Genomic DNA, 25,824 nt, shown 5'->3' on the forward strand with positions numbered 1-25,824 from the left:
CAAAAATAAATTTATAATAATTCTAAAATGAATATTTGATGATTTTGAAAATAAATCATTCGAAATTTCGCTTATATTTTGACATCATTCGAGGTTTGCACCAAAACTTTTTGGAACAATCGAATATAAGCACCTTATTCAATAAGAAGCCTATATTCGATTGTTTTGATTATTCAGCCCCCTTGACTTCACTCCTATTAAATAATTGATTGTATTGTTCTTGTATACTTTGGTATCGAAATCAGCTCTTACGCAATTACTTCAAACACTTGATAGATACATAACTTCTATTCCATTGACACCCCCACGGCTAAAGCCGCAAGTCCTACACCTTACGGTGTAACGGATGGGATTCCTGAATGACGAAACGTTCGCAGTCCATTTCGGTTTTGAACAGCCTTCAAGATGAGGTTGTGTCATCACCCCTCCTAAGACAGACCATATAGATTCTTAGGCTGATTGACTACCCGCCAACCACAGTTGCGTAGCGAATATTCATCGCTCCAACGATATCGCGGTGTTTCTCAAATCCGCATGGACACTTATATTTTCTATCTTTCGCCTTGTTTTTCTCCGTGCATTTTGGACACGTTTGACTTGTATAAGCAGGATTCACATATTCAACCTTTATACCAACTACTTTCGCTTTGTACGCGATGAATTGCGCTAGGCGAAAGAATGACCAAGTGTGTAGGTTTTTCTCGTTTTTACGGCTTGTTCGTGCCGTCTGTCTGATGTTCGTTAGTTGCTCTAATCGAATGACAGATATCGTATGATTCGTTGCGAAATCGACGATTTCACGACCTACTTTGTGGTCTTGCATCCACCTTTGTTCCCTATCATCAAGTTGTCGAAGGGCATTTCGTTTCTCCTAACTTCTTACGAACACTACGAAACTTACGTTTCATGTATTTGTTTTTCCTAACGTTTCCAAAGAAACGAACTGTATCATCGTCTGTGATGGCTACCGCAGGAACTTTGAGACCTAAGTCTACTCCTAGAATTTTCGTTCCTGTTTTTTCTATTGTAGGGACCGTGACAGATATCTGAGCGATCCATTTACCAGATTTCTTTGTGATACGAAGGGTACCTAACTTGTGTTTCAACAAGTCAAAGTTGCGATTATGTTTGTCGACTCATAAAGCACGAACCTGTAAACGTGTTGACTTGCCTTTTATCATGAACGGGATGGAAAAGTGCGTATAGTCAAAGGAATCGTTTTGGTTATTCCACACACAAACTGGTCTTTTTAAAATCGGAACGATTTTGTATGCACTCTTTTTCACCGCACTTGGGAGATTGGCTTCCATATCCTTTGTACTTTGTTGCAATAGCTTGATTTGTTGTTTTGTTGGCAGCAATTTAACTTTCACTGTGATGGTTTGTGGCACAAGTTTCACCCCCTCGTTTTTTGATTTTCAACATACTGTTGTATTGTCTCACTTGATACCTTTCCAGCAGGAGACACAAAATAGGAACGAGTCCACAGACTTGGCAAGTGCGCGAGATGAGGGAACTCTTCTCTTAAACGCTTTGATGTCACTCCTTTGATTTTCGCCATTGTATCAGCAGGACTGCGTGTTGGAAGTGTATGCAAGAACAAATGAACGTGGTCTTTGTCACATTCCATTGCGACAATAACAATATCCAGTTCGTTACATACCTCTTGGACCAACTCTTTGAAACGTTCTTCTACTTTTGTGTGAAGAAAAATCTTTCTTCTGTATCGTGGGCAAAACACAAAATGGTAGTAAATGAAACAGTTGTTTTGGTTTTTCTATAATTATATATCATGTTCATATCGTATCAGTTAAATTATAAAACTGCAACAAAAAGATAAAAAATAATACCAACATTTTGGATACTTAAAGTGCCACAAACCTTACGGTTTTTTGGTAGCACTCCGTATCCAACCTCACTTTCATCTCATGCCGAAAGACGATGGGCTTTCCCGTTCGGGAAGGGCTGTAAGCATTTTCTTAGTGTTCACAATGATGTCACTTCAAGTATATATTTGTTTAAAATATCAGTGTCTTCATAATTTGTTTCACTTTTTCATCATCCACTCGATAAAATATTTCTAATCCTTGTCGTTCATAAGATACGATTTGAAGTAATTTTAACTTACTAAGATGCTGTGAAATCGTAGATTAGATTGTGGCATAGCAAGATACTGTTGTAATTCAGACACATTCAAAGCCTTCTTCATCAGTAAATATTGTACAATTTGAAGACGAATAGGGTTCGCTAATCCTCTTAGTATTTCTGTAACTCGTTCATATTCGCCTATCTCCATATGAACGGTTGTTGTCATCTTCTTTTCTCCCTAAGTTCTCATTCCTTATTATATTGTTTTTACAATATAATATTAGTATAACCACCGTATTTTACTACCTACCTAATATCATCTATATCACTTTCTTCAATTCCTGGTATTTCGGAAGTATCTACAATAATTGTATTTAGTGAACTACCCGCCACTTAACGTCCTAACGGATTGTTTGAAGTGTGGGCTTCTCCGGTGTTAATTTTGGTAGCTAACGAATTCGTCCTAAGACAGCCGGGCTAACTCCCTTGTTCCAAGGGGTATTTTATTACTATCTATGCTAACGCTAATAGGCGTATTGCTTCATTTTTGATATTGATAGCTGCGTTAATAATCTCTATCGAGATTTGCACCGTTAAGCATCTAAATAACCTTATCGAACAAGATCATAGACATATCAAGCGATGTTTTGTTAAATCCGCAAGATTTCAAAGTCTTCGCCATGCTTCACGTACATTGAAAGGAATCGAAACGATTCATGCTATATATAAACAAAAGAGAGGTCACATTCCAGACTTCTCTTTTTCGATGTACAATGAATTACAAAAATTATTCAGAACTGCTTAAACTACAACTATATTTTGTAAGTCGGTTTAGGTTTTTTCACACTTTACAACAGAACCTATTTTTTACTATCCAACTATACCTAAAATATCATAATTAAAGTATTCAATATTTCTCTTTTTTGTAGCATCTTTAAACACAAGCCCTTTATCTGCTAAAGAATTTAAAATTCTTCTCGCCGTACTTGGCGCTATTCTAAATTGTTTAGATACCTGTACCGCTGTAATATTAGGCGACATAAATGTCATTAAATATACCCGTCTTTCCGCATCTGTTTCACACTTGCCCATTCCTATTTTTGCAAGTTCTTCAGCTTTGTCAAATAACACATTCAATTTATCAGCCATTCTTTTAGAAGCATCTAAAAAGAAGCTTAACCAGTTTGACCAATTTGGATTTGCTCCACGTGTTTCATTCAATAAATGATAATATCTCGACCTTTGTTTTTCTAATTCTTCACTTACAAAGAATATAGGACTAGATAATTGTTTAGATTGCATCATATACAACGCGATAATAATTCTTCCTAAACGTCCATTACCATCTAAAAATGGATGAATTGACTCAAATTGAGCGTGTAATATAGCTACTTTCAATAAAGGATGAGCTTCCTCATTAATAATATAACAATCAGAATTTAAATGAGAAGTATCCATCTTCTCTCCATATGGATGACCATTGGCAAAAGTCTCCCAATTTTTTAAGTAATCCTCTATTTCATTGGAATCTATCGGTATATATACCGCATCCTCAGGCCTTTTTGTAGGACCAATCCAGTTAGGGACTTTTCGAAATTGCCCACAAGCAACGTTTGTCCCTCTAGCCCCATCCATTAAGATTTCATGTAGTTCCAAAATTAATCTTGTAGAAAGAGGGTAACCATTTCTCATTCTATCTTGCCCTATTAAAAGAGCCTTCTGATAATTTAATACCTCTATATGTTCCCATTTCTGTTCTGTTTTATGAGTTTGTTCCACCATATCAGTAAAAGTTACTTGCGTTCCTTCAATCCTTGTAGATTGCACAGACTCATTTAACGCTAACATATTAACAAAATCACTTTGTAAAATTGAACGTTTAAATTTTTCATCAAGTCTTCCGATTTCTGAAGATATATTGGCCAATTTACTAAATAAATCTACAGCACTTTGACTACTAACACATATAGGTAATTTTTTAACGCCTTTAATAGCAGTCATAAAAACCCCTCCTTAAGTTCTTATAAATTCATTTTTGAACCTAATACACAAATTGTATACCTATTAAGAAATAAATATACATAAAATGAACTTAAAATGTCAATAAATTAAAGAGATTATGATAAAAAAATAATACATAAACTTCACGTATTATGTCTGATTGATAAAACCTAATTTCACAATAAGGCCTCACGATACATGCCCATCAACTTAAGGTTAGAAATCCCAAGGTTTTTCATTGATTGAAATGAAAAACCTTTTAAACAGTATAATTTTCTTGAAAATAAGCATATAAGAAAAACCGGGAAAACCACCCGGTCCTTTTTCGTCTAGCGAAAATCCGATAAATTGTACATAATCCCATCAATCCCTGTGTAATCCTGCGGATACATATCTTCACCACATCGTTCACAGGAAAACCTAGGCGGAACAATCGAATCTCCTACATCCATGATATCAAATCTTCTTACCACAGAATCGGGAATATTTTCTGTTTGAGCACAGCCTACACAAACATACTGTACATAGCTAATTCGCTTATGTCCAACTGTGTTTTTCTTCTTTTTCTTTTTTCGATGTTTGCTTACTGGCGAAATAATCAATCACCCTCTTTAAATAATTTCGCGTATTTTGGCATAAAGCTACTTTTATTTTCCATTCTCTGCTTTCTAGGCAGACTTCCCCCTTGTATTCATAAAATGATTCACATTTTGGACAAAGAAGAGGATCTTTTTTTCCACTCGCGATAACTCGTTCCCTCCACGTCTGACGACGTAGTGTTTTTTTCACTTTTATTATCCAACGTCTGGCTTTCTTTTGCCATTCATTTAATAGTTTTTTACATAATGTTTTAATTCGACGTGCATACATGCCATAATGACGAATCATTTTGAATTGCTCATCTGGAATATGACGAATTAATCGAGAAATAAACTCTTCTACAGATATCGTTTCTACTTTTTTCCTCCCATCTAATTTGTCCGTATATGTAAAAGAAACAGATTGCCCATCATATTCCTCGATCCGGTTCAACCCAATAGCAGGTCGACGAATATAGCGGCCAATATACCGAAGTTGTTTTTTTACGTTTCCTTTCTGTTTCGGAGCGTGTACATAGAAGCCTTTCCCATTATCAGAAAATGCTTTTTGAAGTTTCGATTGAATTGGCTTTTTTTCTGCCACCGTGAGCTCTTTTCGAATCAGTTTTAACACGATGGTTTGCCACTGTTTCCGAAGCATCTCAAACGGAAGAAAATCATACCCTTTCCACTCTCCAATCTTTGTCATCCCACCCATTGTAACAAGTATATGAACATGCGGATTAAAATTAATTCTAGTGCCGAAGGTGTGAAGACCTACGATAATACCGGGTGTTACCTTAATTTTCTTTTGAAAATAATCCACCAACAGCCTTGCGGCCTCATCCATAAAAATCTTTAATAAATGGCGGTGCAAAAGAAAAATATCTCGAAGTCCTTCATCTACGGTAAAAATAACATGACGATGATTCACCTGAAGTACGTCTTCTGAAAGAAGTCTACTCCATTCTTCACTTTCTCCTACAGAACAAGTTGTACAAAATCGTCCTTTACAACGATAAGGAACTTTTCGAACATGATGACACCCTTCACATACAAACAATTTAAATCCATTTTCAGGGTCTCCACACCCTCTAAATTTTTCAATTTCTTTCAAAACAACTGGACGGATCCTCGCTCCATATTTATCTTTAAATCGTTCCCAATGATTATGTTCATCAAAGAAAATACGTTTTAATATATTTGCTTCCATAACTAAAAAATATCACAATCTAGCGCATTATGGAAATTCCAAATATTGTTCACAATCCCTTACATAGCAAGCTTTCCAAGGAAGCAATTCGTGCTTAAAAACTTATACTTTCTTATCTTTCGAAATAAACCCTAACGGGTTTCATTTTTTTACTTATGCAACTTTCTTTTGCTTTCTACATCTACTATACTCATAAATAACACCCATGAATATTGGAGTGAACCCTGAGAATGAGACGATAAAAAACACCTCTCTAAATCGTAAGTATCAGTTGAAGTGACCCAATGAAATAAGACAAGGAAAAAACACCTCTTATACCGTATTTAATTTAAATACGAATATACGGAGGTGTTTCTTTTATGGGAACGAGAAAATCATATTCAGAAGAAATTAAATGGAAAGCAATCGAGCTGAAAAAACAAGGATACACAAATAAAGAAATTATGGAACAATTAGGAATTAAAAATAAAGCACAGATTAAAACTTGGATGAAGTGGCATCGTGAAGGTGAAACGTATCGTTTTAGTCGCCCTGTAGGAAAACAAAGTACGCTACAAAAGGCTAGTGAAGGAGGTATAACTGAAATCGAGAAACTTCAGATAGAGAATCGGAAATTAAAAATGCAACATTGAAACGAAAATATAATTATCACCTAAATCGAAAAACCGTACAAAAAATAATGCAAAAGAAAAATTTTCAATGTAGGGTTAAAAGAAAGAGAAGAACCTGGATCAATGGAGAAAGTAGAATTGTTGTAGAGAATCTCTTAAATAGAAATTTTCAAGCTAACAAGCCAAATGAAAAATGGGTTACATATATTACATATTTGCCATTTGGTACAGAGATGTTGTATTTATCAAGTATTATGGATTTATATAACAATGAAATCATTGCGTATGAAATAAGTAACAGACAAGACGTAACACTTGTCTTAAACACAGTTGAGAAGGCGATCAAACTAAAACAAAAGACTCAAATTATACTACATAGTGATCAAGGGGCCGTGTATACCTCCTACGCTTTCCAAACGTTATCTAAAGAGAATGGCATTACCACAAGTATGTTCCGTAAAGGAAATTGTCATGATAATGCCGTAATAGAATCTTTTCATTCCTCATTGAAATCTGAATGGTTTTACTCCCAAGAAAAACAAATACATTCAACTTCTACTCTCAAACAACTCATTCACGATTACATTGAGTATTATAATACGGAACGTATTCAAGAAAAGTTAAACTACCTGTCTCCTATAGAATATAAGAAACTGGTAGCATAGGTGTTTTTTTCATGTACCAAATTCGTGGGTCAGTTCAGTTTTTCGCATGTGGAAAAAGAATCATTATCCCGCCGAAATAAAGTGGAAAGTAGTTGAAATGAAGCACCAAGGATTCAAAAATAAAGAAATTATGGATGCCTTAGAAATTAAACATGTGGCTCAAATTAAAACTTAGATGAAATGGTATCGTGAAGGCGAAACCTATCGGTTTGAACAATCTATTGGAAGACAATCTGTACATGGAAAAAGCTTAAAAAAGTTAACAGAACTTGAACCAAAAGAATTAGAAATAAACGACACCTTCCTTATAGATTATAAGGAAGGTGTCGTTTTTTGTACTTAGAGTAATAAATAATATTATGTTCAGAGACTGTTATTCATATACCTATAATTGCATCAATATATGATAGAGTATATTTATTATTAAGCTTGAAACGTTTCCTGCTCTTTACTATTGTGGAACTATAGAAACGTCAACCTTAAGAGATTGTATACCATCTTCATTTATAATAGTAAATTTATCGTATTTATACGTATATCCTCTTTGTATCAACAGTTCAACTTGATCTGAATATTTACTTAGATCAGATATATATGCTGCCGTTGTTCCTTTTGGTACTTTAATATGCAATAAAACACCATAGCGCTCTCCAGTAAAAGATTTATCTGGATCTTTCGATAGTGATGTACTCATAAACTTAAATGGCTCAAATGTTTTCCCTAAAAAATTATCCTGAATTTGTTGCGCTTTTGCTACATCCATACCACCCCTTGGGCCGTTTGGACGTAAATCACCAGCCTCCATACCAAATTGTGTTTCACTCACGCGTTTATACACCGAAACAGTTTCAGGAGTGCTGACTTTTTTCAAAATACCTTCTAGGTTTTTGATTTTTTCATTGTATTTTTGAGCATCAGCTAATTTATAGTCTGTGCCTGGTGGTAAATCTTCTTGTTTCTCGACTAAATTCCCTTTGGTCGCTATTAAATAATCATTAAGAACACTCGCACCACTAGCTGTATAATTGTACACTATGTCCTTTTCTGCCTTCGTTAATTTCTTCTCTTCCCAGTCTTTATATTTTTCTTCTCCCCATTTTTTAGCCGCTTCTTTATCCGTATTAAACTCTCTATCTTCTGTATTAGCAGCGTATGCTGTATTGACTGATACATGATACGGTGTATGCAAAATAGGTAGACTCCATACGAAACTTGTTAACAAACTTACAATCATTAATTTTCTTTTATTCATTTGTAACATTTCCTTTCTATATTACGTATTTTCGCTAGAATTCCATTATAAGAAAACCTATATTGGGTAAACATATGATGACTGTTGGCCCACTCACTCCTATAATCGATGGTGTAATACGTGCTGTCAAGAATCCATTTCATCGCATATAAACCATATGCTATTATATACAACCAATTTCTTTTCACGCCCCTAAAAGAGACTGGTACAAATTTACCGGTTTTTACTTTCGCATAACAGTTACATCTATCACTAATTTTGAAGCCCCTTGATATACAATAGGCGTAATTTCATTGATTGTATAGCTATATCTAAGATTCAGTAAGACTTCGAGTTCTTTTTGATAGCCTTCTACTCCCGAAATAAAGGCACCTTGCATTCACCCTAAGTTTTCTTTTATTCGACCATACACCCTGATCCCCCCGGCATCGGTTGCGTTGTCAACGACTCCCCTATACTTGTAATCGTTTCATTATATATACAACCTCTGCATCCCGTTGACTTTTTTCATACATGTAGCGTTAATATAAAAGAAAAAAACCTTAGACTCTACCTAGATAGTTAATACCTATATACATTATTTTAAGAAAAACAATTCAACGACTTTGCCTCTTCGCATAGAAGCAAAGTCGTTGTTACTTGTTTTGTTAAGCCTTAAACAAAAGCGATTCCTGATCTTAGAGTATAACTTATTTCCCGACTAGGTCTTCAGGTTCAATAGAAAAATGATTCCCGCTTATCCCATTTGGATTAGCCTGATAAAATTTGTCTATAATATTTTTAATTGGGTCTACTTCATTAAACTCACCTTTTTTCACACCATCAGCTAAAATATTCCATTTTATATTCTTGTTATAACTAATCCCATAGTCCAGCTTGTCCCCCCCCATTGTTAATATATTCCCGAATTGTTTTAATTTTAAACGACCGTATCCTTTATCCATAGTAAAATCTAATGGCGGTGTTTGGGGCTGAATTAAAATATTCATACCTTGTTTTAATTTTGCATGGTAGATATTTTCATCTCCTGTTTGACTCATTTGATTGTGTATGTCATCATACGTTTTACGGTCTATAACAATCTCTTCTGAATCAAGACCTGGATAGGATAATTTATCCCCATTTACCTTCGCCCCAGGGAACGCAGCTTCTACTGCTTCTCCTAGCGTGACTTCTGGTTGACTCTGTTGATTATACTTTTCTGCTTTTCGAGCCGAAATATATCGTTCTTTCGTATCAGTATTTGATGTACTTATGGTAATAGATGCTGTTTTACTGTCAATATCATTCATAACATTTTCCCATTTTTGTGAATCATTCACAATCGTATCCCCATCGGCATTGTACGTTTTATAATTTCCAGATACTTGTGTAGTTTGAATTTGTAAAGGTATCCCACCTTCTACGGCGCTCACTTGATTGTAACTCAACTTGATTGGCTGGGCATTGAAATCATCCATCGTATTCCAAGCAATTGGATTTTGTGTTTTTCCTGGATAAGTTGTCCCAGGATTTAACACATTCGCTACTGTGTTTGCTTTTGCAACAACTGTGGCAATAGTAGATCCAGATTGTGCTCTTCCAATAACAAAATTAAGCGTAGGTTTTACATTATAAATTGGCGCAGTTCCAACATTTACATATCGCACGTTCCCATTTAAAAAGGCTGCTTCTGCGGTATTAATTCCTAATGTTTCACTCCATGACTTCCCATTACTATGCCCACTAGTTTTAGAATCCGATTGATCTACAGACACGCTTGTTGTATAATCATGAGAGTAATTTGCAGATACAGAAATACCCCATGGGAAACTTGCAGATTCAGATAATCCTATTGTACTCGACTCTGTGTTACTATTTGTAGTGGATACTCCCACTGTATTACTTGCTTCATTTGTTTCGGTTTGCCCTTGCTCATGGGACACATTTTGATTCTTTGTTAGTATCATTTTTTCCATATTAACGCCTATTTTTGGAAAAGCAGCCACAATCGGATTTTTCGCTTCTTCTAAAATACCACCATCCACGTGATCTAACACTTTATCAATATCTGTAAACGGGTCTCCCGTAGTATGTTTATTCAGCGGATCCGATTTGTATTTGGTATACTCTTGTGCTTTCAGCGCGTCATCCCATTTTACAATGAGACCGTTTTTCACCGTATATCCATTGATCTCCCAATCATCTGGAATGTTATCATCGTCAGAATCAATTGTAATCCCCCCATCATCATCTGCCAGGACATTACTTTTAGCAGTTGTTGTAAATTGCTTGACTTTATCCTTAGAAAAATCAGGTAAGACTAAATTATTTTCTGGCACAACTTCTTTTTCTTTTCCATTCACAGACCACAACATCTCAAATTGTGAAGCTACATTTTCTGCTCCATTTTTATCTGTGTGATATTCTACCGTAATGGCATATGTTTTCCCTTTCTCTAGGGTCATCTTTTCTTTCATGGGAGCATCTTGTACAATCACCTTCCCATCGATTTGAATGGTTGCATGTGAATCATCTGATGTAGAAAATTCATATTCACCACTTTCACTCGGTTGAATGTAGCCCATCCAACGTACAGATTGGAACTGTTGCTTATCTTTCGATAAGGCACCTTGTAGCGTTTCTTGGTTGATTTGCGTTTTACTTGTAGATCATCGTTAAATCTTTAAACGCATCATCTGTATAATAATTTGCTAACAAACCATGTTTCACTTCTTTTTGTTCTTGATTGGTTTGTTCACTAGAATTCTGTGTAGCCGCATACGAAATCGCAAGAACCATCAATTGGCTTACTAGCATGGTAGTCGCCAACACTTTGTATATATTTTTTATCTTCATCTTTTACTCTCCCTTTCGCTCTACATGTAAAATGAAGAGAACGTGTAGATAACATCCTCTTCATTTCCATATTGATTATAACAAGGAAAAGGTGGAACGAAATAAAGGGAAATTACCTTTATTAAATGTAATTTACTGTAAAATAATACTTTTATATACAAACAGATCATATAGACTCCCTTTATCCACGAGGTAAATGATATGTTACTATAGAATGAATGTGGTCTATCGGTTCATTAAATGCCTAAAGAATAAATAATAACCACTTCGCATTACCTGTACATGCCCATCAACTTAAGAGAACAAATAAAATGAAAGGAAATTCCCTTCAAAACAGCTACTAATTGTTCATCATATTGATTATTCCTAAAAGTACGCATGGAACAGACGAATTAGAAGCTTTGTTATCTCTTGGGTGTTTTTCTGTATGGCTTGATAGAGGAGAAATAGGTGACCTTGAATCATTCCAATCGCTTTATATTCACTTAATTCCTTTTGTTTTTTCTGTAACAAAAGTTGACGCATTTTAAACATCGTAGAAGAACAAAAAAAATAACGATGAGTTTCCCATATAAATGGCACTCTATTCTTTCTTGTTTGACAGTGCGACAATGATCCATATCAAATAATGATTTCCACGTTTTAAAAACAATTTCTATCTGCCAGCGTAATGTATACAATTCATGTACTTGTTCCATCGGAACCCATTCCCAAGGTGCATTTGTCACATATACATTTAATCCTGCTACTAATTTACTTTTCTCTGAATAGGTTCTATGTTTCAACTTTTCTTTTTCTGCAATTTTTTTCAAGCGTTTTTGTAATTGTGCTGCTGTTAAACGATGAAAAACGAGACGTGAAAATAACTGCTGTTTATCTCCAATATAAGCTTGCTGGTATTCTATTGTTTCACCTGGTTGGAGTTGATTCAAAATTTGCATGACATTGATTTGTATGTATTCTGATTGCTTTTTAATGGTACCATTTTTAAAGTACTCCGGACTTGGATTTTTTACATATACGTTCGTATTTAACTTTAACCTCGAAATATAATATGTCCCCCGTTGATCCATTTGGTCTAAATCTTCTAATGAGAAATACCCTAAATCACGAATACATAAATCGCCTGGTCGTAACGTATCTAAACATTCTGTTCCGAATGTTTTATCATTATTTTTTCCAGGGCCCACTTGAAAATTGAGAAATTGGCCAATGCTATTTTGCAATTGAAGATACTGTTCCAATTGAGGGTGTCATTCAACCTAAATGGAAAAATATAATTAATAGAATCGGATATTCAGAGAGTTGAAAGAGTCAATCGAATTAACTATGAAATTGCAGTAATTCAATCTCTTCGCACGCAACTTCGGTGTAAATAAATTTGGATTGAAGGAGCAAATCGATATCGTAACCCAGATGAAGATTTTCCACAAGATTTTGAAAAAATAAGGAAGAATATTTTGAAGCATTAAAGATACCACTTGATGTGAAGCCTTTTATTGAAAATATAAAGCTGTTAATGAAAGGAAAACTACAAATGCTTCATCAAGGATTAAAGAGTCAAAGTAATCAAAAAATAGTGATTACTACTAAAAGTAATAAAGGATGGATCCAAGTTACTCCCCTTGATAAGCAACTGGAACCTCCACTTGTACCAACGATTAAACAAGAAGTTAAAAATAGATGGAATGATATTAATTTATTAGATTTATTAAAAGAAACAGACTTTCATACAGGCTTCACCAAACATTTTAAAACTACAGCTAACCGAGAAATATTAGATTCAGAAACGATTCAACGTCGCTTACTTCTTTGTTTATTTGGATTAGGAACAAACACTGGGTTAAAAGCAGTAGCTGCTGGAAACCCCATTGATAATTATCGAGAGCTTCGATATATGCGTCAAAAATTTATACATAAAGATCATTTAAGAAAAGCGAATGCAGAAGTAATCAATCAAATTATGAATCACCGAGAAAAAAATGTATGGGGAGAAGCTACCACTGCTTGTGCCTCGGATTCTAAACATTATGGAGCTTGGGATCAAAACCTACTAACAGAGTGGCATCCTCGTTATAGAAAACATGAAATTATGATTTATTGGCACACAGATATGGAAATTGATCGAAACTATGTAGATACGCATGAGCAAAGTGTGATTGCATTTGCCTTTTGTCATCTGTTAGGCTTCAAACTTATGCCACGTTTCAAGAATATTGGTTCTCAAAAATTGTATCGTCCTGAAGCTGGGATGAACGAAGAATACCTTCAGTTACATCCTGTTTTAAGTAGACCAATTGACTAGGATCTTATTCAACAACAATATGAAGAAATTGTTAAGGTTGCGACTGCCCTAAGATTGGGAACAGCTTCTGCCGAATCTATTTTAAAACGATTCACAAGGGATACAAAACATCCAACATATTTAGCATTATGTGAACTTGGAAAAGCAATGAAAACTATTTTTTTATGTGAATACTTACACACCGAAGATATTCGTAGAGAAATTCAAGAGGGATTAAATACTGTAGAGCAATGGAATTCAGTAACTACTTATATTTTCTATGGGAAAAATAGTGAATTGCGCTCCAATTCATTAGAGGATTAAGAAGTATCGGTCTTATCACTACAGTTACTTCAAAATTGTTTGGTCTATATGAATACCTTAATGGTACAAGAAATTCTATACGATAACCAACAATATTGGTTAAAAAAAATGACAATAGAAGATTTCCGAGGTTTAACCCCGTTATTTTATCATCATGTGAATCCATACGGAATTTTCAAATTAAATACGAATCAAAGAATACCAATTAAATTACAAGTAGCTTAAAAGTTATCATTCTTGTACAAACAGATTCATAACTTAAGGTCTAAAGTTTAGTGGAAAAAGGAGCAATTTTTTATGAAATATGGCTATGCACGTGTAAGTACATTACACCAGGACCTGGGGTCCCAAATTCAAACATTGCAAAATGAAGGCTGTGAAGAAATTTATTCTGAAAAGTTTACTGGAACAAAAACAGATCGTCCAAAGCTTCAGGAAATATTATCTATACTAAAAATAGGGGATACGCTTGTTGTGACAAAACTAGATCGTTTTGCACGTTCAACAGTTGATGCGATACATATAATTAGAACGCTATTTGAAAAAGGTGTAAAGGTTCATATACTCAATATGGGATTAGTTGCAGATACACCAACAGGCAGGCTTGTATTTAATGTAATGAGCGCATTTGCTGAATTTGAAAGAGATATAATTGTAGAACGTACACTAGAAGGAAAAGCAATTGCAAAGATAAATCCTAATTTTAAAGAAGGGCGACCAAAGAAATATAATAAGAAACAAATAGAACATGCTTTATTTCTTTTACATAATCATTCTTACAAAGAAGTGGAAGAAAAAATGGGTATTTCTAAAAGTACATTAATCAGAGCAAAGAGGCAATTAAAAAAAGAGAGTGTCACAGAAATTACAGTTACATCATAGTATTTATCCTTCCATTTACTTTTAATGGAAAAAATCCTGCGGACTAGAGTAGCTACCCTGTCACTAAGCCTATATGGATCAATGTATTTTCCTAAACCTTTACTGAGTATAATTTCCACTTCCCCATTATCATGAATGACTCCTGAAAAGATAGTTTTCTCTTTATTATAAACTTTATAGTAGTCGAGCATGGAACATAACGATTTCACTAAATCAAGAAGCATTCCTTTCAAATCAGGATACATATCCTTTGCGATTTCTTCATTTAGAATAAAATCCATTCCTTTGTCTGTCACATCGAAACGAAATAAAAAAATCACTACTTTCACCTCGCTAATTCATAGTTTTGTTTAGCATAACAGAAAAAGGCATACGGCAACCATGTCATTCGTTTAGTTTTCATAGTTTTAAGAAACTTTGCTGTACTCAATTCAAAATAATTAGAAGTATCTGGAATGTTTTTTCATAAGCATTCCCCAAATAACCAATAGTTGCGGCATACGTAATACTTGTTGTGTTACTAAAAAGTTTTCTTGTACAATAAAGACAACGTATCAACGGAAAGGAACGTATATGAGTCAAATAAAAGAATATGATCTCGCGTATATTTGCTATTATGCAGAGAAAATTGAGCTATCTGCAATTGCAGCTGGCTTTGCTCCTAGCTTATCAACAAAAGCATTGGAATCTTTAATTCAGGAATTAAAAGAAACCAATCAGTTTCATTTTTATAAGAAAATGTATCAAGACTTGTTAGAATAGTCATACTTCGGTGCAGTTATTTAGTAAAAATGTAATGGTTTTCTTTACTAAATGCAAAAATTTTAAAAAGTCGACTTATTTAGTTTATTTTCTTGAGTGGCTCCAAAAGTAACGAATGGTTGCCGTATGCCAAAAAGATGAGAATTGTTATAAAAAACAATTGGTACATGTAAAGAAACTTGGTTATACTTTTACTTGCACAATGTAGCAAAATCATAAAGGATGAAGAAACAGCTAGGCAGTGCTTTCTCTTTGTTTATATTGGTAAGTTCATAGAATTATGATAGAATGATTACAACTGTATAACGTGGGGTGGTTAGTTGCTGTCCTTTCTCTTATATGTTAAAGAGAAAGGAGGTGACTCCTATGATGGAATATTTACTGTCTTTGCTACAAGATTTGTTAAAAGTATTTTTAACAATCCTCGTTACATCTTATGGAAATAAGCTTGTCAGCAAATTAAGCAAAAAACGTAAAAGAGCCACCCAACGCCGTAGGAAGCAGGGTAGCTCAAAAGCTAGAAAATAAATTTTAGCAACTATCCGCCTTGCGGTAGCAGTTACCAGAAGAGATGTTGACGCATCTCTTCTTTTTATTTTATGTGTTCTAGGAAATACTTATACCTTAATTTTCTACTTATATTATAGCATCTTCAAAAGCAATTGCAAATCCTACTGCCTAATTAGGCAGTAGGATTTTTAGGTTACTCATCGTGAAAATGTAAAGTAAATTGATAATATTCAAAATAAATATTATGGGTGTTTTTGCCCATCCCCCGAAAAGGGAGAATAAGAAAAAAGCAAGTCTTTCTTTTAAGAGAACTTGCCTTTTTCTAAGCTATATTCGTATTCTTTGACTCTTCTATAAAATATATTACTCTTCATCCCTACTCTTTGCATGGCTTCTACCGCAGTAATTTTATGATTTTTCCATTCTGGATAAGTTTCTTTAAAATTATCATCTATTTTCCACTTTTTTGCGGCCAAATTTAACTCCTTTTTGAAGTGCAATTGTAATTCCTTCTTTTTGTCGTTCGCGGATTCTTTTTCCTTCATCTTCAGCCATATAACTTAATAACTGTAAAATTAAATCTGAAATAAGAGTTTCAATTCCATTTAAATCTTTATATTTCATAGTGTTAAGAAGTGGCATATCTAACACAACGATATCAATCTTTTTTTCTTTAATTAATTCTTGCCATTCGTCTAAAATCATTTGTTTATTTCTTCCCAAACGATCTAAGGATTGAATATATAAAACATCGCCGTTTCTCAACATACGCTTCATAAGTTGATATTCAGGACGTTTGAAATCTTTTCCACTTGCTCTTTCTATAAAGATGTATTCTTCAGGAATACTTATCTCTGCTGCGGTTGCGAGTTATCTCTCAATAGATTGATCTTTACTACTTACTCTAATATAAAAGAATTTTCTCATTCCATCATTATCAAAATAAAGACAGCTATTTGGGCTCACCGTACCATTTTACCGAAATCGTACGGTGAGAAATATTTTCATATAAAAATACGATTTTTTCTATAAAAAAGATTCGTCTTTTCATCTTTTTTTAATTCTTTTAACTTCCCATACAAAGCAACTTGACTTACTCCGATGACAGTATAAATTTCTTTCATGATTTTCTTTGTTTGTTGGTGTAATTCAATTGCGTGGTCCATTCTTGCATATTGTTCCGTGTATTTTTCAATTCTCCCTACAAGCTCTAGTTTAAATGAAGTATTAACATCATCAGTCCCCATTTATTGATCATTTTAACGAATTTTCTGAAAGAACTCTCATTCCTCAAGCGTGTGAAGGGCGTAGCCTAACGGTAGGTGGGAGATGAATTTCGGGAAATTCGTTAAAAAACCTTGCAATAAAACCGATATTGAGTTTCTCGTATCCCATCGATTCCTGGCTTTCTGCTGTACATATCATTAGTTTTTTAGCAGTTATCAAATATCTTTTTTTTGCTGTATAAAGTAGTATGTGTAACTTAGAATAGGGAGGGAGTATAACAATAAAAGGGAGGGATAATGATGAAAAAAACATACAAAAGTAAAACCGATATTTCCACTTTCATTTACAAGTAGTATCATGGTAATCCCCTCTTTACAATAGAAAATTATTACAATTAATTATCAGAAATATTCGAATAATTAGCATATTTAAAGGGGTGATTTGATGATTAAAAAAACATGTATTCTTTTTATACTATTTGTAGGAATGTTTAATTGTACACAGGCTCTAGCAGATGGTCCTGGATCAGGAGTCGCAGGTTTTGATAAGGGCTTTAGGGATTCTGGCTCCTTTGTAATCACTTCGGATCCACAGTATCCATGGACAGATAAAACAGATCGAAGAGAACCTGAATCTGATTCGGAGAAAAAAACTCGTTCAGAACAATTGATTAGAGCACAATATAACAGTATTAATGCGTATACTGATACGATAAAAAACACGATTACTCCGGTTTTAGTTAATGGTGATATAACTGCATTTGGACATGGACCTCAAATCTTAGGGTTGGGTGCTGAAGATGAATGGGGGAAAATGGTGGAGCTTATGAATGTTTTAAAATCTCCAGTTTATCCAGGACTAGGTAACCATGACATTCAAAATAATTATAACGATTGTGCTGATAATGGTTGTATTTATAATTCATTTATGAATTATTTCAGTCAGGTAATATACGGTGTACCGACAACTAGTTTTGATATGAAAATGAATAATCCTAATGCATCGACTACTGATCCGACACAAGAGTATTCTGGAAGTTTTGCATACTCAACTGATATGGGTCCTATCCATTCTATCCAACTTAATAATTATCCAACGATGACGTTTCCAGACAAAACAGTATCCACTAAAATGGGAAGAATTAAATTTACACTGGAAAGTTCTTTAGATTGGTTAGAACAAGATTTAAAATCGGCCTCAGCAAGTGGACAAGCAATTATTATTAATCTTCATGAACCTAACAATTGGGGGTGGGACTCAGATAAATATCCCCAATCGCAATATCCTAATTTAGAATCTGGGCCAAATCAAAGGTTTATCAATCTGTTAAAAGAATATGATGTAAAAGCTGTATTTGCAGGACACTATCATACAGAGCATGGCCTATCTACAAGCTATAAAAATTATTTTGGGGATGTTCCCGTTTTCATATCCGGTAGCGCGGCTCAAGCAACGTATTTAATTGCAGAATATAATTCAAATGATTTGAAAGTGTATGGTGTAAATAATAATGATTGGCAAGCAAAAACATTGCTGAAAACCATTGGGATTCCATACACATTTACAATTGATAAGGGACAAGGTCGATTGGTTTTTAAACAAATAGGAAATCATTTGGTACTTAGTGGTTATAACGCTACAAATCCAGTTAGTAATAATGATGTAATGTGGCGTGTTATGGTAAATGGCAAGCAAGTATTTACATTTTCAGAAACAACGCCTATCTACAAACTTGTAGACCAAGTTAATGCAGCTGAGCTTGTTGGGGATAGTTTTTCTGTTGAACCGCTTTGATATTCCGTCCTCTAAAGGAAGAGCAAGTTCACTTCTGTCAAAATACATTTCTTTATCTGTAACTACTCAGCCACCTTTCGGTGGCTTTTTTTAATTTTACTAGTTTCATATGCCTCCTATTTGTAAATACTGAGTATATCAAACAGGGGAGGTGAATATTATGGTCGATCGAAAAATTATTTTAGATACATATAAAAAAGGACCTGAAGCTGTTATTTCTTTATTTGAAGAAACATTTTCTAAATTAGAAAAACGTATACAAGAACTAGAAAATGCTTCAAAAAAAAACTCCAAAAATAGTCATAAGCCACCTTCTACAGATGGTTTAGGTAAGCCTGTTACAAAAAGTTTGCGCAAACCGTCTCATCGTCAAACCGGTGGCCAGTTAGGCCACAAGGGACATACTCTTGGTTTGACAGCGACTCCAGATCATACGATTACACATTCTCCTACATATTGTACTTGTTGTCATACTTCCTTGAACCACGAGCCTGTAAAAGGGTATCGCATTCGCCAAGTGTATGACTTACCACCTATTCAGATTGAAGTGACAGAACATAAAGTAGAACAGAAAGAATGCCCACATTGCCATTCTATCCAAGAAGCCCAATTTCCTTCGACAGTATCTCGTCCTGTTCAATATGGTCCAAATATAAAAAGACTGATTCCCTATTTAACGCATTATCAATGCATTTCTTTGAAGCGAACAAAAGAATTCTTTCAGGATTGTTTTGGACATTCTATAAGCGAAGGAACCCTGGTAAATCATACACAGGCTTTCGCTTCTCAATTGCAGCCATTCATAAAAAAAGTAACGGAAAAGATCCTGCAGTCTCCTATTGTCCATTTTGATGAAACCGGTATGCGTGTAGAAAACAAAACACAATGGTTACATACTGCCAGTACACCGGAGGTGACATTGCAACATATTCATCACAAACGCGGAAAAGAAGCAATGGATGCGGGCGGAATTTTACCGTCTTTTTCTGGAATTGCGATGCATGATGGTTGGAAATCGTATGATGCGTATACAGATTGCCGACATGTATTATGTAATGCCCATCTCTTACGAGATTTGCAAGGAATTATAGATAGTACGGGGCAAAAATGGGCGCAACAGATGCAGAAATTTCTCACGCAAGCTTTAACGCTGAAAAAACAATACAAAGGAAATCTGCCAAAAGTAAAGCAACAGCACCTGTTTACTGTTTATCAAGCTATATTGAAAGAACAACCAGTCTTTTCTACAGAATTAAAAAAGAAAAGAAAGCAGACGCCTGCTCAAAATTTATGGAATCGCTTCGTCAAATATGCTGACAGAATTCTAGCATTCTTAGAACATCCAGACATTCCATTTGATAATAATCAAGCGGAACGGGATATTCGAATGACGAAAGTCAAACAGAAAGTGTCTGGGACTTTCCGAAGTAAGAAAGGCGCAGAATCTTTTTGCCAGATACGAAGCTTTATGAGTACCATGAAAAAACAAAAACAATCTGTCTTACAAGCGATAGGACAAGTTATAGAAACCGGAACGGTTCCTTGGAATCGCACAACTTCATAAGAGAAATTCTCTGTTTGATTTAGATTCTTTCTCTTATTGGAGTCTTTTCTTTTTTATGTTTTCGAATGAAAACATGTATTTGGTATGCCCTTTTTCCTAATTAAGCTGAGTAGTTACCTTTATCTTATCATGTATCAAAAAATATAATTATCAAAAACCATCGTTTTTGCGACGAATAAATGATTAAAAAGCTCATTTCCCACAAAAATGAGCTTTTCTTTTTCCGGCTAAAAATTGTGTATGTATTCAACCTTTATTAGGGAAAAAGATTGAAAGAAAAGTTTAGCTTAGTTACATTTTTGCATACATGTAAGATAAAGTGAATTGATAATATTTATTCTGATTATTTCGAATCTCAACTTATGATTTTACAATTAGTAACTTACAGATCCCGTTGTTTCATCTTGCAGCGGGATTTGCAATTGATTTTGAAGATGATATAATATAAGTATCAGTTTAAGGTATAAGTATTTCCTAAAACACATAAAATAAAAGAAGAGATGCGCTAACATCTCTTCTGGTAACTGTTACCGTAAGGTGACTGGTTACTACTAAAATTTATTTTCTTTTAGAAGGCCTTCCACACTTTCCACGGCGTAGGGAGGTCTTTTTACGTTTTTTGCTAAATTTGCTGACAAGCTTATTTCCATAAGCCGTGATAAGGATTGTCAAAAAGACTTTTAACAAATCCTGTAGCAAAGACAGTAAATATTCCATCATAGGAGTCACCTCCTTTCTCTCTAACATATAAGAGAAAGGCTAGCAACCAACCACCCCACATTGTATAGTTATATATACTATAGTCTCACCATCATAAACAAAGAGACCGCTAAGTTGGTCTTATCCCTGTCAAATAGACAGTATTAAAAAGACTAAGCAACTATCGAATCTCGATGGTTGCTTAGTCTTTTTGGAAACGTTTATAGTTATAAAAGTAAATATATTCTTCAATTGCTTGTATGAAATCCGCTTCTGTTTTAAAATGACTCACATACAACATCTCCGATTTAAAATGGGAGAAAAATGACTCGATACAGGCATTATCATGGCAGTTTCCTTTGCGAGAGTGGCTGCCAATGATACCCAAATCGAACATTCGTTTGTTGTAGGCATGAGATGTGTACTGGAGCCCTTGATCTGAATGGAGAATGGTTCCACGCACATCTCTTTTTTGTGCCAACAGTTCAATTGTATCTAATACAAGTTCAGTATCATTACGCTTGGATATTTTCCAAGAAACAACTTCGTTATTATAAATATCTTGTACAACAGAAAGATAGCGGAAGCCCTCTTGAAATCGTAGGTAGGTAATGTCTGTAACAAGCGACGCTTCTTCCGAATAATAGACTGAATGTTAAGCTCACTCATGAATCAATATACCTTTTTGTGATTTATAAAATAGCCCTCTTCTTCTAAAGCAATTTTCATACGTGGATAACCATATTCTTTGTGCTCTAGGTGAATAAATTGAATTACCTTTTTTAATCGTGTATCGGATTCTAGTCGTATGTGGTTCATACTTTTTGTATGAACCCACTGATAGTAACTTGAGCGATGTACACCCGCAAAATTAGTAAGCCATATAACGAGATATTTTCTTTTTAGTCATTCAATGATATGATATCGTTTTTTATATTTTAGTACGCCCCCATTTACAGATTTGGATACTGCTTTTTTAAATATGCAACCTGGGCCTTATAGTAATCACGCTCTTCTTCAACAGTTTTAAAATGAATCCGTTTGCCTTTTAAAGGGTTCGGTATGCCTTTCATTTTATTGTTTTCCCCACGAGTATCTGTAATTGCACCACATTCTTTATATTTTTTCACCCTATTTTAAGTTGTGTAGAGCTTCTCAACTGATATTTCTCCGCTATCATATCGTAGCGTCCTTCCCCGTTTAAATAACTTTGAACAGCTGATAACTTTATCTCATTTGAGTATGTATGAAATATTGTACCTTTTTTGGCCATGAAACATCCCCTCTAAGTAACAGTGTAACATCCATGTGTATACAATGGTCTTTTTCACACTGTCTACCTAAAGGGGATAATATCATAAGTATGGTCCCTTTGTTTATGTTGTTTTTCTACTTTACGGTCTGTAGCAAGAACCCTACGATGAATCGAAGTAGTTTTGTAACTTAATATCCCACCGTTTCCCCTAGTGTATGGAACGTTACGTATTTTGAAGTCTCGCGGTAGATACCCCATTAGAATCCATTCAACGCGCTTTATAAAATGGGGACAATGTCCAACTAGTTGGGTTTTGTACATTCGAGGTGCGAGAGCGTTCTGCACGTGAAGGACGAAATCTATAAAACGGATAACCTATGACTATTCCTGCAGGAAAAACACCTGCCTTTAAAGTATGAAAACTACTAAAAGAAGCTATAAAAAATAAATATTTATCTGTCTATCTATTAGTCGAAAGAAGCATGATTTCTTACATTCATGCTTCTTTTCTTTTAAAGACGAATTGTTGAAATGGCGTGTTTATATACCAACTGTTGTTTCCCTTCCACCTCTACTAGAATCGAATATACATCATATCCTTGTATTTTCCCTTTTATATGAAAACCTTTCAACAAAATTAGCGTAACGTTCTTTTTCTCTTGCATCACTTCTTGCAGCAACCGATTCTGAAGCGATGCCGTATTTAGATTTTGTTCCTTTTGGACGGTTTGTCGTTTTCTTTCCAACATTCGTTTCCCTCTTTCCTCAAACTATTACTATATACTATTATATGTATAGTAAAGTTTTTTTATTCGATACGCCGTGCTGTTGCTAAATCAAATAAGACACTTGGTTGTTCATTATATAGCCAAGTACGTGCATATAGTCATCTGATGAATCGCCAATGTGTTGATTTGTCATATATGTAATAACCGATTATGGTACATTTGTAGGAGCAGATAAAAATGTTCCTACGAACCTAACGGTTCCTAATCGAACAGCGAAACCAAGTTGATTATGCTCTCCACGACGATTCCATATCAGTTCTTTGTCTGTATCATCTAACCAAAAATATTTTGCTAACTACTCTGATGTTGGAGTGGCACAAAAACAACCATATTTTTCTTCATGTTCAGGTGTTAAAAAATCTACAGGCATAACCCTTGCTCCGTTGCTAAAACCTTATAAAAGTCTATAAAGTTTGTTTATTTCCCTGTTCTACGAGTCCGGTTTTGCCAAAGCTACTACCGTTTGATAGAACTCTCCGAGGGCGTAAATTCGGATACAACGCATCCTACATATTAGCCATAACGTTTGGTTCATGACAAGTTGATGGCTGCATTCAAATCCCGATCTATGACATGACTACAAGTACATTTGTATATGCGATCAGATAGCTTTAGATCTTTCTTGATGCTTCCACAACTTGAACACATCTTAGAAGATGGATACCATGTATCAGCTTCCATAAATTCAATACCGTATTTTTCGCTTTTATATTGAATTTGTCGCGTAAGCTCATATAAGCATTGTTTTGCAATAGCTTTAGACAAGTGCTTATTCTTTATCATTCCTTTGATGTTCAAGGTTTCCATCACGATTCGATATGGCTTGGTTTTCACGATATCTTTCGTGACTTGATGAAGATAATTTGTTCTGATATTGGTCAACCTTCTATGCAAGTGTTGTATTTTCTTTTCGACTTTTATCATGTTGCCTATGGAATAGTACTTCATCTATATCACCTCTCTAATTATTATAACTCAATCTTTATAATAATTAGAGGGTCTTTTATAAAGTTTTATAGATTTAGTTCAACTGTTACTCCCCTCCCGTTACAATTCTTTTTGTATCACATGACTAAATGAGTAGGATGATGTGTATTCTTTAGTTCCAGGCAATCTTTTCTACTTCCGAATGAGTGACCTTATCAATTAGTTGATGTAATCCCTTTTTATTATAGTTAATCCCACTTCCTATATCAGTGATGATTTCAAATGGATAACCTGTAGCAAACATATACGTTTTTACGTTATTCATTTGTCTTTCCTATTAAATTAGCAAATTCACCTATGAAATAGTAGTACTTCATCTATATCATCTCCCTAATTATTATTACTTAAATTTTATAATAATTAGAGGTTTTTTTATAAAGTTTTATATATTTATTTCAACTGTTACTCCCCCCTCCTCTTTTATTGACTTACATTAGCGGACATCAAACATTTATTTCCCCACACTGCATGTCCACTAAAATTAATTAGTGGACATGCCAAATAAAACCGAAGGTAGGTGTACCACATGGCTATTCGTAAAAATGAGTTGTATCAATTGATAGATCGTCTTAACCGACAAGATGAAAAAGCAGCGTTTGATTTTTTAGAATTTCTTGTTCAACGCTCAAAAAAGAAACCTAACGATTGGGAAAAAATTGATATAGCGGATCCAGATCATAAACCGTTATCTACACAAGAAGTAGATCAGCTAAATAGTGACGAAGGCTATGTATCAGGGGAGGACGCAAAACGTGAATTCGGACTACAAATTGATTTACCATAAATCCGCTGTGAAATTTATTGCAAAGCAAGGAAAAGAAATACAAAAAAGAATTGCTGAAGGATTGAAGGGACTTCTTGAAATTCCTCCTGAAGGAGATATTAAAAGTATAAAGAGTTACACAGATCTATATCGATTACGGGTTGGAACCTTTCGAATTTTATTTGAAATCAATCATGATGAGAAAGTCATATACATACAAGCCATTAGAAATCGTGGTGACATTTATAAATAGGACTTACATGCATTTTTAAAGAGGAAGATTTTCTGTATTGAAGAATCTTCCTTTTTTATGCGCTTTTTATTATAGTCTGTTTAAAATACTTGTTGCGTGCTTTTGTTCCGTTGCTACATAAACCCCGACTTAAACCATCTTAATTTTAATAAGATGTGTTGGACGCCAATCCAATTTTAATGAATCTCTACCACAAAGAGAAATTTGTTCTACTAGTGGCATAAATGCCATTTATTTTCCTGTTTTATGATGAAAGATTAGAAGCGGTTCGATTTTTTTCACGTAGTTCTTCTTGCGTTACTCGCTGCGCTTCCTTTTCTCTTTCCTCCACCTTATTATCATATATACGTAAGAATAATGAATATTCCATATGCTTTCAAACTCATTTCCGATACCATTTGCCCCTTTACATGCAAAGTACATCTTACTTCTCTATACGGTATCCAAATACCACGTGCATGAATCCGTTCCCTCACACTATCTAGC

General features: G+C 34.5%; 19 protein-coding genes and 14 pseudogenes. 11 read left to right on the plus strand and 22 right to left on the minus strand.

Features of this window, described 5'->3' with window-relative positions; translation table 11 throughout:
* Positions 1-463 precede the first annotated feature (463 nt).
* From MHI28_RS32135 to MHI28_RS36300, 4 pseudogenes are all read right to left on the minus strand, one after another.
* Positions 464-1,391, minus strand: a pseudogene (locus MHI28_RS32135) (RNA-guided endonuclease TnpB family protein).
* Positions 1,392-1,396: 5 nt separating this feature from the next.
* A pseudogene (gene tnpA, locus MHI28_RS32140) lies at positions 1,397-1,794 on the minus strand (IS200/IS605 family transposase).
* A 224-nt stretch (positions 1,795-2,018) separates the two neighbouring features.
* Positions 2,019-2,314, minus strand: a pseudogene (locus MHI28_RS32145) (ArsR/SmtB family transcription factor).
* Between the two features lie 287 nt (positions 2,315-2,601).
* Positions 2,602-2,680, minus strand: a pseudogene (locus MHI28_RS36300) (RNA-guided endonuclease InsQ/TnpB family protein); the annotation flags it as partial.
* On the opposite strand from MHI28_RS36300, the pseudogene MHI28_RS32150 reads away from it, so the two are divergent.
* A pseudogene (locus MHI28_RS32150) lies at positions 2,675-2,893 on the plus strand (DDE-type integrase/transposase/recombinase); the annotation flags it as partial. The pseudogenes MHI28_RS36300 and MHI28_RS32150 sit on opposite strands and share 6 nt — an antisense overlap.
* Before the next feature lie 65 nt (positions 2,894-2,958).
* Here the strand turns inward: MHI28_RS32150 and MHI28_RS32155 are convergent.
* Positions 2,959-4,089, minus strand: a complete 1,131-nt coding sequence (locus MHI28_RS32155) for a Fic family protein (RefSeq protein WP_340828607.1) — start codon at positions 4,087-4,089, stop codon at positions 2,959-2,961.
* Positions 4,090-4,626: 537 nt separating this feature from the next.
* Positions 4,627-5,880 (minus strand): IS91 family transposase, encoded by a 1,254-nt coding sequence (locus MHI28_RS32160; RefSeq protein WP_100910182.1) that lies wholly within the window; start codon positions 5,878-5,880, stop codon positions 4,627-4,629.
* Between the two features lie 359 nt (positions 5,881-6,239).
* Here MHI28_RS32160 and MHI28_RS32165 point away from each other — a divergent pair.
* Positions 6,240-7,156: pseudogene (locus MHI28_RS32165) on the plus strand (IS3 family transposase).
* 451 nt (positions 7,157-7,607) lie between these two features.
* Here the strand turns inward: MHI28_RS32165 and MHI28_RS32170 are convergent.
* From MHI28_RS32170 to MHI28_RS32185, 5 genes and pseudogenes are all read right to left on the minus strand, one after another.
* On the minus strand, positions 7,608-8,408 hold the full coding sequence (locus tag MHI28_RS32170; RefSeq protein ID WP_340828608.1) for an ADP-ribosyltransferase: 801 nt from the start codon (positions 8,406-8,408) through the stop codon (positions 7,608-7,610).
* 223 nt (positions 8,409-8,631) lie between these two features.
* A complete protein-coding gene (locus MHI28_RS36305) occupies positions 8,632-8,787 on the minus strand; it encodes an ADP-ribosyltransferase (protein WP_445661804.1) in 156 nt (51 codons plus the stop codon).
* Between the two features lie 310 nt (positions 8,788-9,097).
* Positions 9,098-11,041 carry a binary toxin-like calcium binding domain-containing protein gene (locus MHI28_RS32175; protein ID WP_340828797.1) on the minus strand — a complete coding sequence of 648 codons (1,944 nt, stop codon included), beginning with the start codon at positions 11,039-11,041 and terminating at the stop codon, positions 9,098-9,100.
* Between the two features lie 7 nt (positions 11,042-11,048).
* On the minus strand, positions 11,049-11,246 hold the full coding sequence (locus tag MHI28_RS32180; RefSeq protein WP_340828609.1) for a hypothetical protein: 198 nt from the start codon (positions 11,244-11,246) through the stop codon (positions 11,049-11,051).
* Positions 11,247-11,624: 378 nt separating this feature from the next.
* Positions 11,625-12,457, minus strand: a pseudogene (locus MHI28_RS32185) (IS4 family transposase); the annotation flags it as partial.
* Between MHI28_RS32185 and MHI28_RS32190 the strand changes: the two are divergent.
* The 4 genes and pseudogenes from MHI28_RS32190 to MHI28_RS32205 form a co-directional block, all read left to right on the plus strand.
* Positions 12,454-14,079: pseudogene (locus MHI28_RS32190) on the plus strand (transposase); the annotation flags it as partial. The pseudogenes MHI28_RS32185 and MHI28_RS32190 sit on opposite strands and share 4 nt — an antisense overlap.
* Positions 14,080-14,151: 72 nt before the next feature.
* Complete coding sequence (locus MHI28_RS32195) at positions 14,152-14,736, plus strand: recombinase family protein (protein WP_340828610.1); 585 nt, start codon at positions 14,152-14,154, stop codon at positions 14,734-14,736.
* Positions 14,737-15,309: 573 nt separating this feature from the next.
* Complete coding sequence (locus MHI28_RS32200) at positions 15,310-15,498, plus strand: hypothetical protein (RefSeq protein ID WP_340828611.1); 189 nt, start codon at positions 15,310-15,312, stop codon at positions 15,496-15,498.
* 366 nt (positions 15,499-15,864) lie between these two features.
* The gene (locus tag MHI28_RS32205; protein WP_340828612.1) at positions 15,865-16,026 is read left to right on the plus strand and encodes a hypothetical protein; all 162 of its coding nucleotides are present in this window, start codon (positions 15,865-15,867) and stop codon (positions 16,024-16,026) included.
* Between the two features lie 284 nt (positions 16,027-16,310).
* On the opposite strand, the pseudogene MHI28_RS32210 reads toward MHI28_RS32205, so the two are convergent.
* Positions 16,311-16,860: pseudogene (locus tag MHI28_RS32210) on the minus strand (recombinase family protein).
* A gap of 152 nt (positions 16,861-17,012) precedes the next feature.
* Positions 17,013-17,255 (minus strand): recombinase family protein, encoded by a 243-nt coding sequence (locus tag MHI28_RS32215; protein ID WP_340828613.1) that lies wholly within the window; start codon positions 17,253-17,255, stop codon positions 17,013-17,015.
* Positions 17,256-17,679: 424 nt separating this feature from the next.
* Between MHI28_RS32215 and MHI28_RS32220 the strand changes: the two genes are divergently transcribed.
* Positions 17,680-19,029 carry a metallophosphoesterase gene (locus tag MHI28_RS32220; protein ID WP_340828614.1) on the plus strand — a complete coding sequence of 450 codons (1,350 nt, stop codon included), beginning with the start codon at positions 17,680-17,682 and terminating at the stop codon, positions 19,027-19,029.
* 160 nt (positions 19,030-19,189) lie between these two features.
* Positions 19,190-20,593, plus strand: coding sequence for an IS66 family transposase (gene tnpC / locus MHI28_RS32225; RefSeq protein ID WP_340828062.1), 1,404 nt, complete (start codon positions 19,190-19,192; stop codon positions 20,591-20,593).
* A gap of 558 nt (positions 20,594-21,151) precedes the next feature.
* Here tnpC and MHI28_RS32230 read toward each other — a convergent pair.
* From MHI28_RS32230 to MHI28_RS32240, 4 genes and pseudogenes are all read right to left on the minus strand, one after another.
* Complete coding sequence (locus MHI28_RS32230; RefSeq protein ID WP_340828615.1) at positions 21,152-21,313, minus strand: hypothetical protein; 162 nt, start codon at positions 21,311-21,313, stop codon at positions 21,152-21,154.
* Positions 21,314-21,494: 181 nt separating this feature from the next.
* A pseudogene (locus tag MHI28_RS32235) lies at positions 21,495-21,908 on the minus strand (IS3 family transposase); the annotation flags it as partial.
* 56 nt (positions 21,909-21,964) lie between these two features.
* Entirely contained in the window at positions 21,965-22,111 is a 147-nt protein-coding gene (locus tag MHI28_RS36310) for an IS3 family transposase (protein WP_139362491.1), read from the minus strand.
* Between the two features lie 307 nt (positions 22,112-22,418).
* Positions 22,419-22,565, minus strand: a complete 147-nt coding sequence (locus MHI28_RS32240; protein WP_340828616.1) for a transposase — start codon at positions 22,563-22,565, stop codon at positions 22,419-22,421.
* Positions 22,566-22,789: 224 nt separating this feature from the next.
* Here MHI28_RS32240 and MHI28_RS32245 point away from each other — a divergent pair.
* Positions 22,790-22,966 (plus strand): annotated as a pseudogene (locus MHI28_RS32245) (HU family DNA-binding protein); the annotation flags it as partial.
* Between the two features lie 93 nt (positions 22,967-23,059).
* On the opposite strand, the gene hfq reads toward MHI28_RS32245, so the two are convergent.
* The 4 genes and pseudogenes from hfq to MHI28_RS32265 form a co-directional block, all read right to left on the minus strand.
* Positions 23,060-23,293, minus strand: coding sequence for an RNA chaperone Hfq (hfq, locus tag MHI28_RS32250; RefSeq protein ID WP_340828798.1), 234 nt, complete (start codon positions 23,291-23,293; stop codon positions 23,060-23,062).
* A 65-nt stretch (positions 23,294-23,358) separates the two neighbouring features.
* Positions 23,359-23,705, minus strand: a pseudogene (locus MHI28_RS36315) (DUF4158 domain-containing protein); the annotation flags it as partial.
* A 161-nt stretch (positions 23,706-23,866) separates the two neighbouring features.
* Positions 23,867-24,262, minus strand: a pseudogene (locus MHI28_RS32260) (RNA-guided endonuclease InsQ/TnpB family protein); the annotation flags it as partial.
* Positions 24,263-24,446: 184 nt separating this feature from the next.
* A pseudogene (locus MHI28_RS32265) lies at positions 24,447-24,596 on the minus strand (IS607 family transposase); the annotation flags it as partial.
* A 252-nt stretch (positions 24,597-24,848) separates the two neighbouring features.
* Here MHI28_RS32265 and MHI28_RS32270 point away from each other — a divergent pair.
* Positions 24,849-25,106, plus strand: a complete 258-nt coding sequence (locus MHI28_RS32270) for a hypothetical protein (protein ID WP_340828617.1) — start codon at positions 24,849-24,851, stop codon at positions 25,104-25,106.
* Entirely contained in the window at positions 25,075-25,338 is a 264-nt protein-coding gene (locus MHI28_RS32275; RefSeq protein ID WP_340828618.1) for a type II toxin-antitoxin system RelE family toxin, read from the plus strand. Before MHI28_RS32270 ends, MHI28_RS32275 begins: the two co-directional genes overlap by 32 nt.
* Positions 25,339-25,582: 244 nt before the next feature.
* Here the strand turns inward: MHI28_RS32275 and MHI28_RS32280 are convergent, their stop codons facing one another.
* Positions 25,583-25,708, minus strand: a complete 126-nt coding sequence (locus MHI28_RS32280; RefSeq protein ID WP_340828619.1) for a hypothetical protein — start codon at positions 25,706-25,708, stop codon at positions 25,583-25,585.
* Between the last annotated feature and the right edge of the window lie 116 nt (positions 25,709-25,824).

The sequence above is a fragment of the Bacillus sp. FSL K6-0268 genome (assembly GCF_038005425.1).
Taxonomy (GTDB): domain Bacteria; phylum Bacillota; class Bacilli; order Bacillales; family Bacillaceae_G; genus Bacillus_A; species Bacillus_A thuringiensis_S.

Excerpts from the sequence above, each read along its gene's own strand:
- MHI28_RS32155 (WP_340828607.1), bottom strand. The coding sequence starts at position 4,089 with ATGACTGCTATTAAAGGCGTTAAAAAATTACCTATATGTGTTAGTAGT.
- MHI28_RS32160 (WP_100910182.1), bottom strand. The coding sequence starts at position 5,880 with ATGGAAGCAAATATATTAAAACGTATTTTCTTTGATGAACATAATCAT.
- MHI28_RS32170 (WP_340828608.1), bottom strand. The coding sequence starts at position 8,408 with ATGAATAAAAGAAAATTAATGATTGTAAGTTTGTTAACAAGTTTCGTA.
- MHI28_RS36305 (WP_445661804.1), bottom strand. The coding sequence starts at position 8,787 with ATGCAAGGTGCCTTTATTTCGGGAGTAGAAGGCTATCAAAAAGAACTC.
- MHI28_RS32180 (WP_340828609.1), bottom strand. The coding sequence starts at position 11,246 with ATGAAGATAAAAAATATATACAAAGTGTTGGCGACTACCATGCTAGTA.
- MHI28_RS32195 (WP_340828610.1), top strand. The coding sequence starts at position 14,152 with ATGAAATATGGCTATGCACGTGTAAGTACATTACACCAGGACCTGGGG.
- MHI28_RS32200 (WP_340828611.1), top strand. The coding sequence starts at position 15,310 with ATGAGTCAAATAAAAGAATATGATCTCGCGTATATTTGCTATTATGCA.
- MHI28_RS32205 (WP_340828612.1), top strand. The coding sequence starts at position 15,865 with ATGATGGAATATTTACTGTCTTTGCTACAAGATTTGTTAAAAGTATTT.
- MHI28_RS32215 (WP_340828613.1), bottom strand. The coding sequence starts at position 17,255 with ATGGGGACTGATGATGTTAATACTTCATTTAAACTAGAGCTTGTAGGG.
- MHI28_RS32220 (WP_340828614.1), top strand. The coding sequence starts at position 17,680 with ATGATTAAAAAAACATGTATTCTTTTTATACTATTTGTAGGAATGTTT.
- tnpC (WP_340828062.1), top strand. The coding sequence starts at position 19,190 with ATGGTCGATCGAAAAATTATTTTAGATACATATAAAAAAGGACCTGAA.
- MHI28_RS32230 (WP_340828615.1), bottom strand. The coding sequence starts at position 21,313 with ATGATGGAATATTTACTGTCTTTGCTACAGGATTTGTTAAAAGTCTTT.
- MHI28_RS36310 (WP_139362491.1), bottom strand. The coding sequence starts at position 22,111 with ATGAACCACATACGACTAGAATCCGATACACGATTAAAAAAGGTAATT.
- MHI28_RS32240 (WP_340828616.1), bottom strand. The coding sequence starts at position 22,565 with ATGGCCAAAAAAGGTACAATATTTCATACATACTCAAATGAGATAAAG.
- MHI28_RS32270 (WP_340828617.1), top strand. The coding sequence starts at position 24,849 with ATGGCTATTCGTAAAAATGAGTTGTATCAATTGATAGATCGTCTTAAC.
- MHI28_RS32280 (WP_340828619.1), bottom strand. The coding sequence starts at position 25,708 with ATGGAATATTCATTATTCTTACGTATATATGATAATAAGGTGGAGGAA.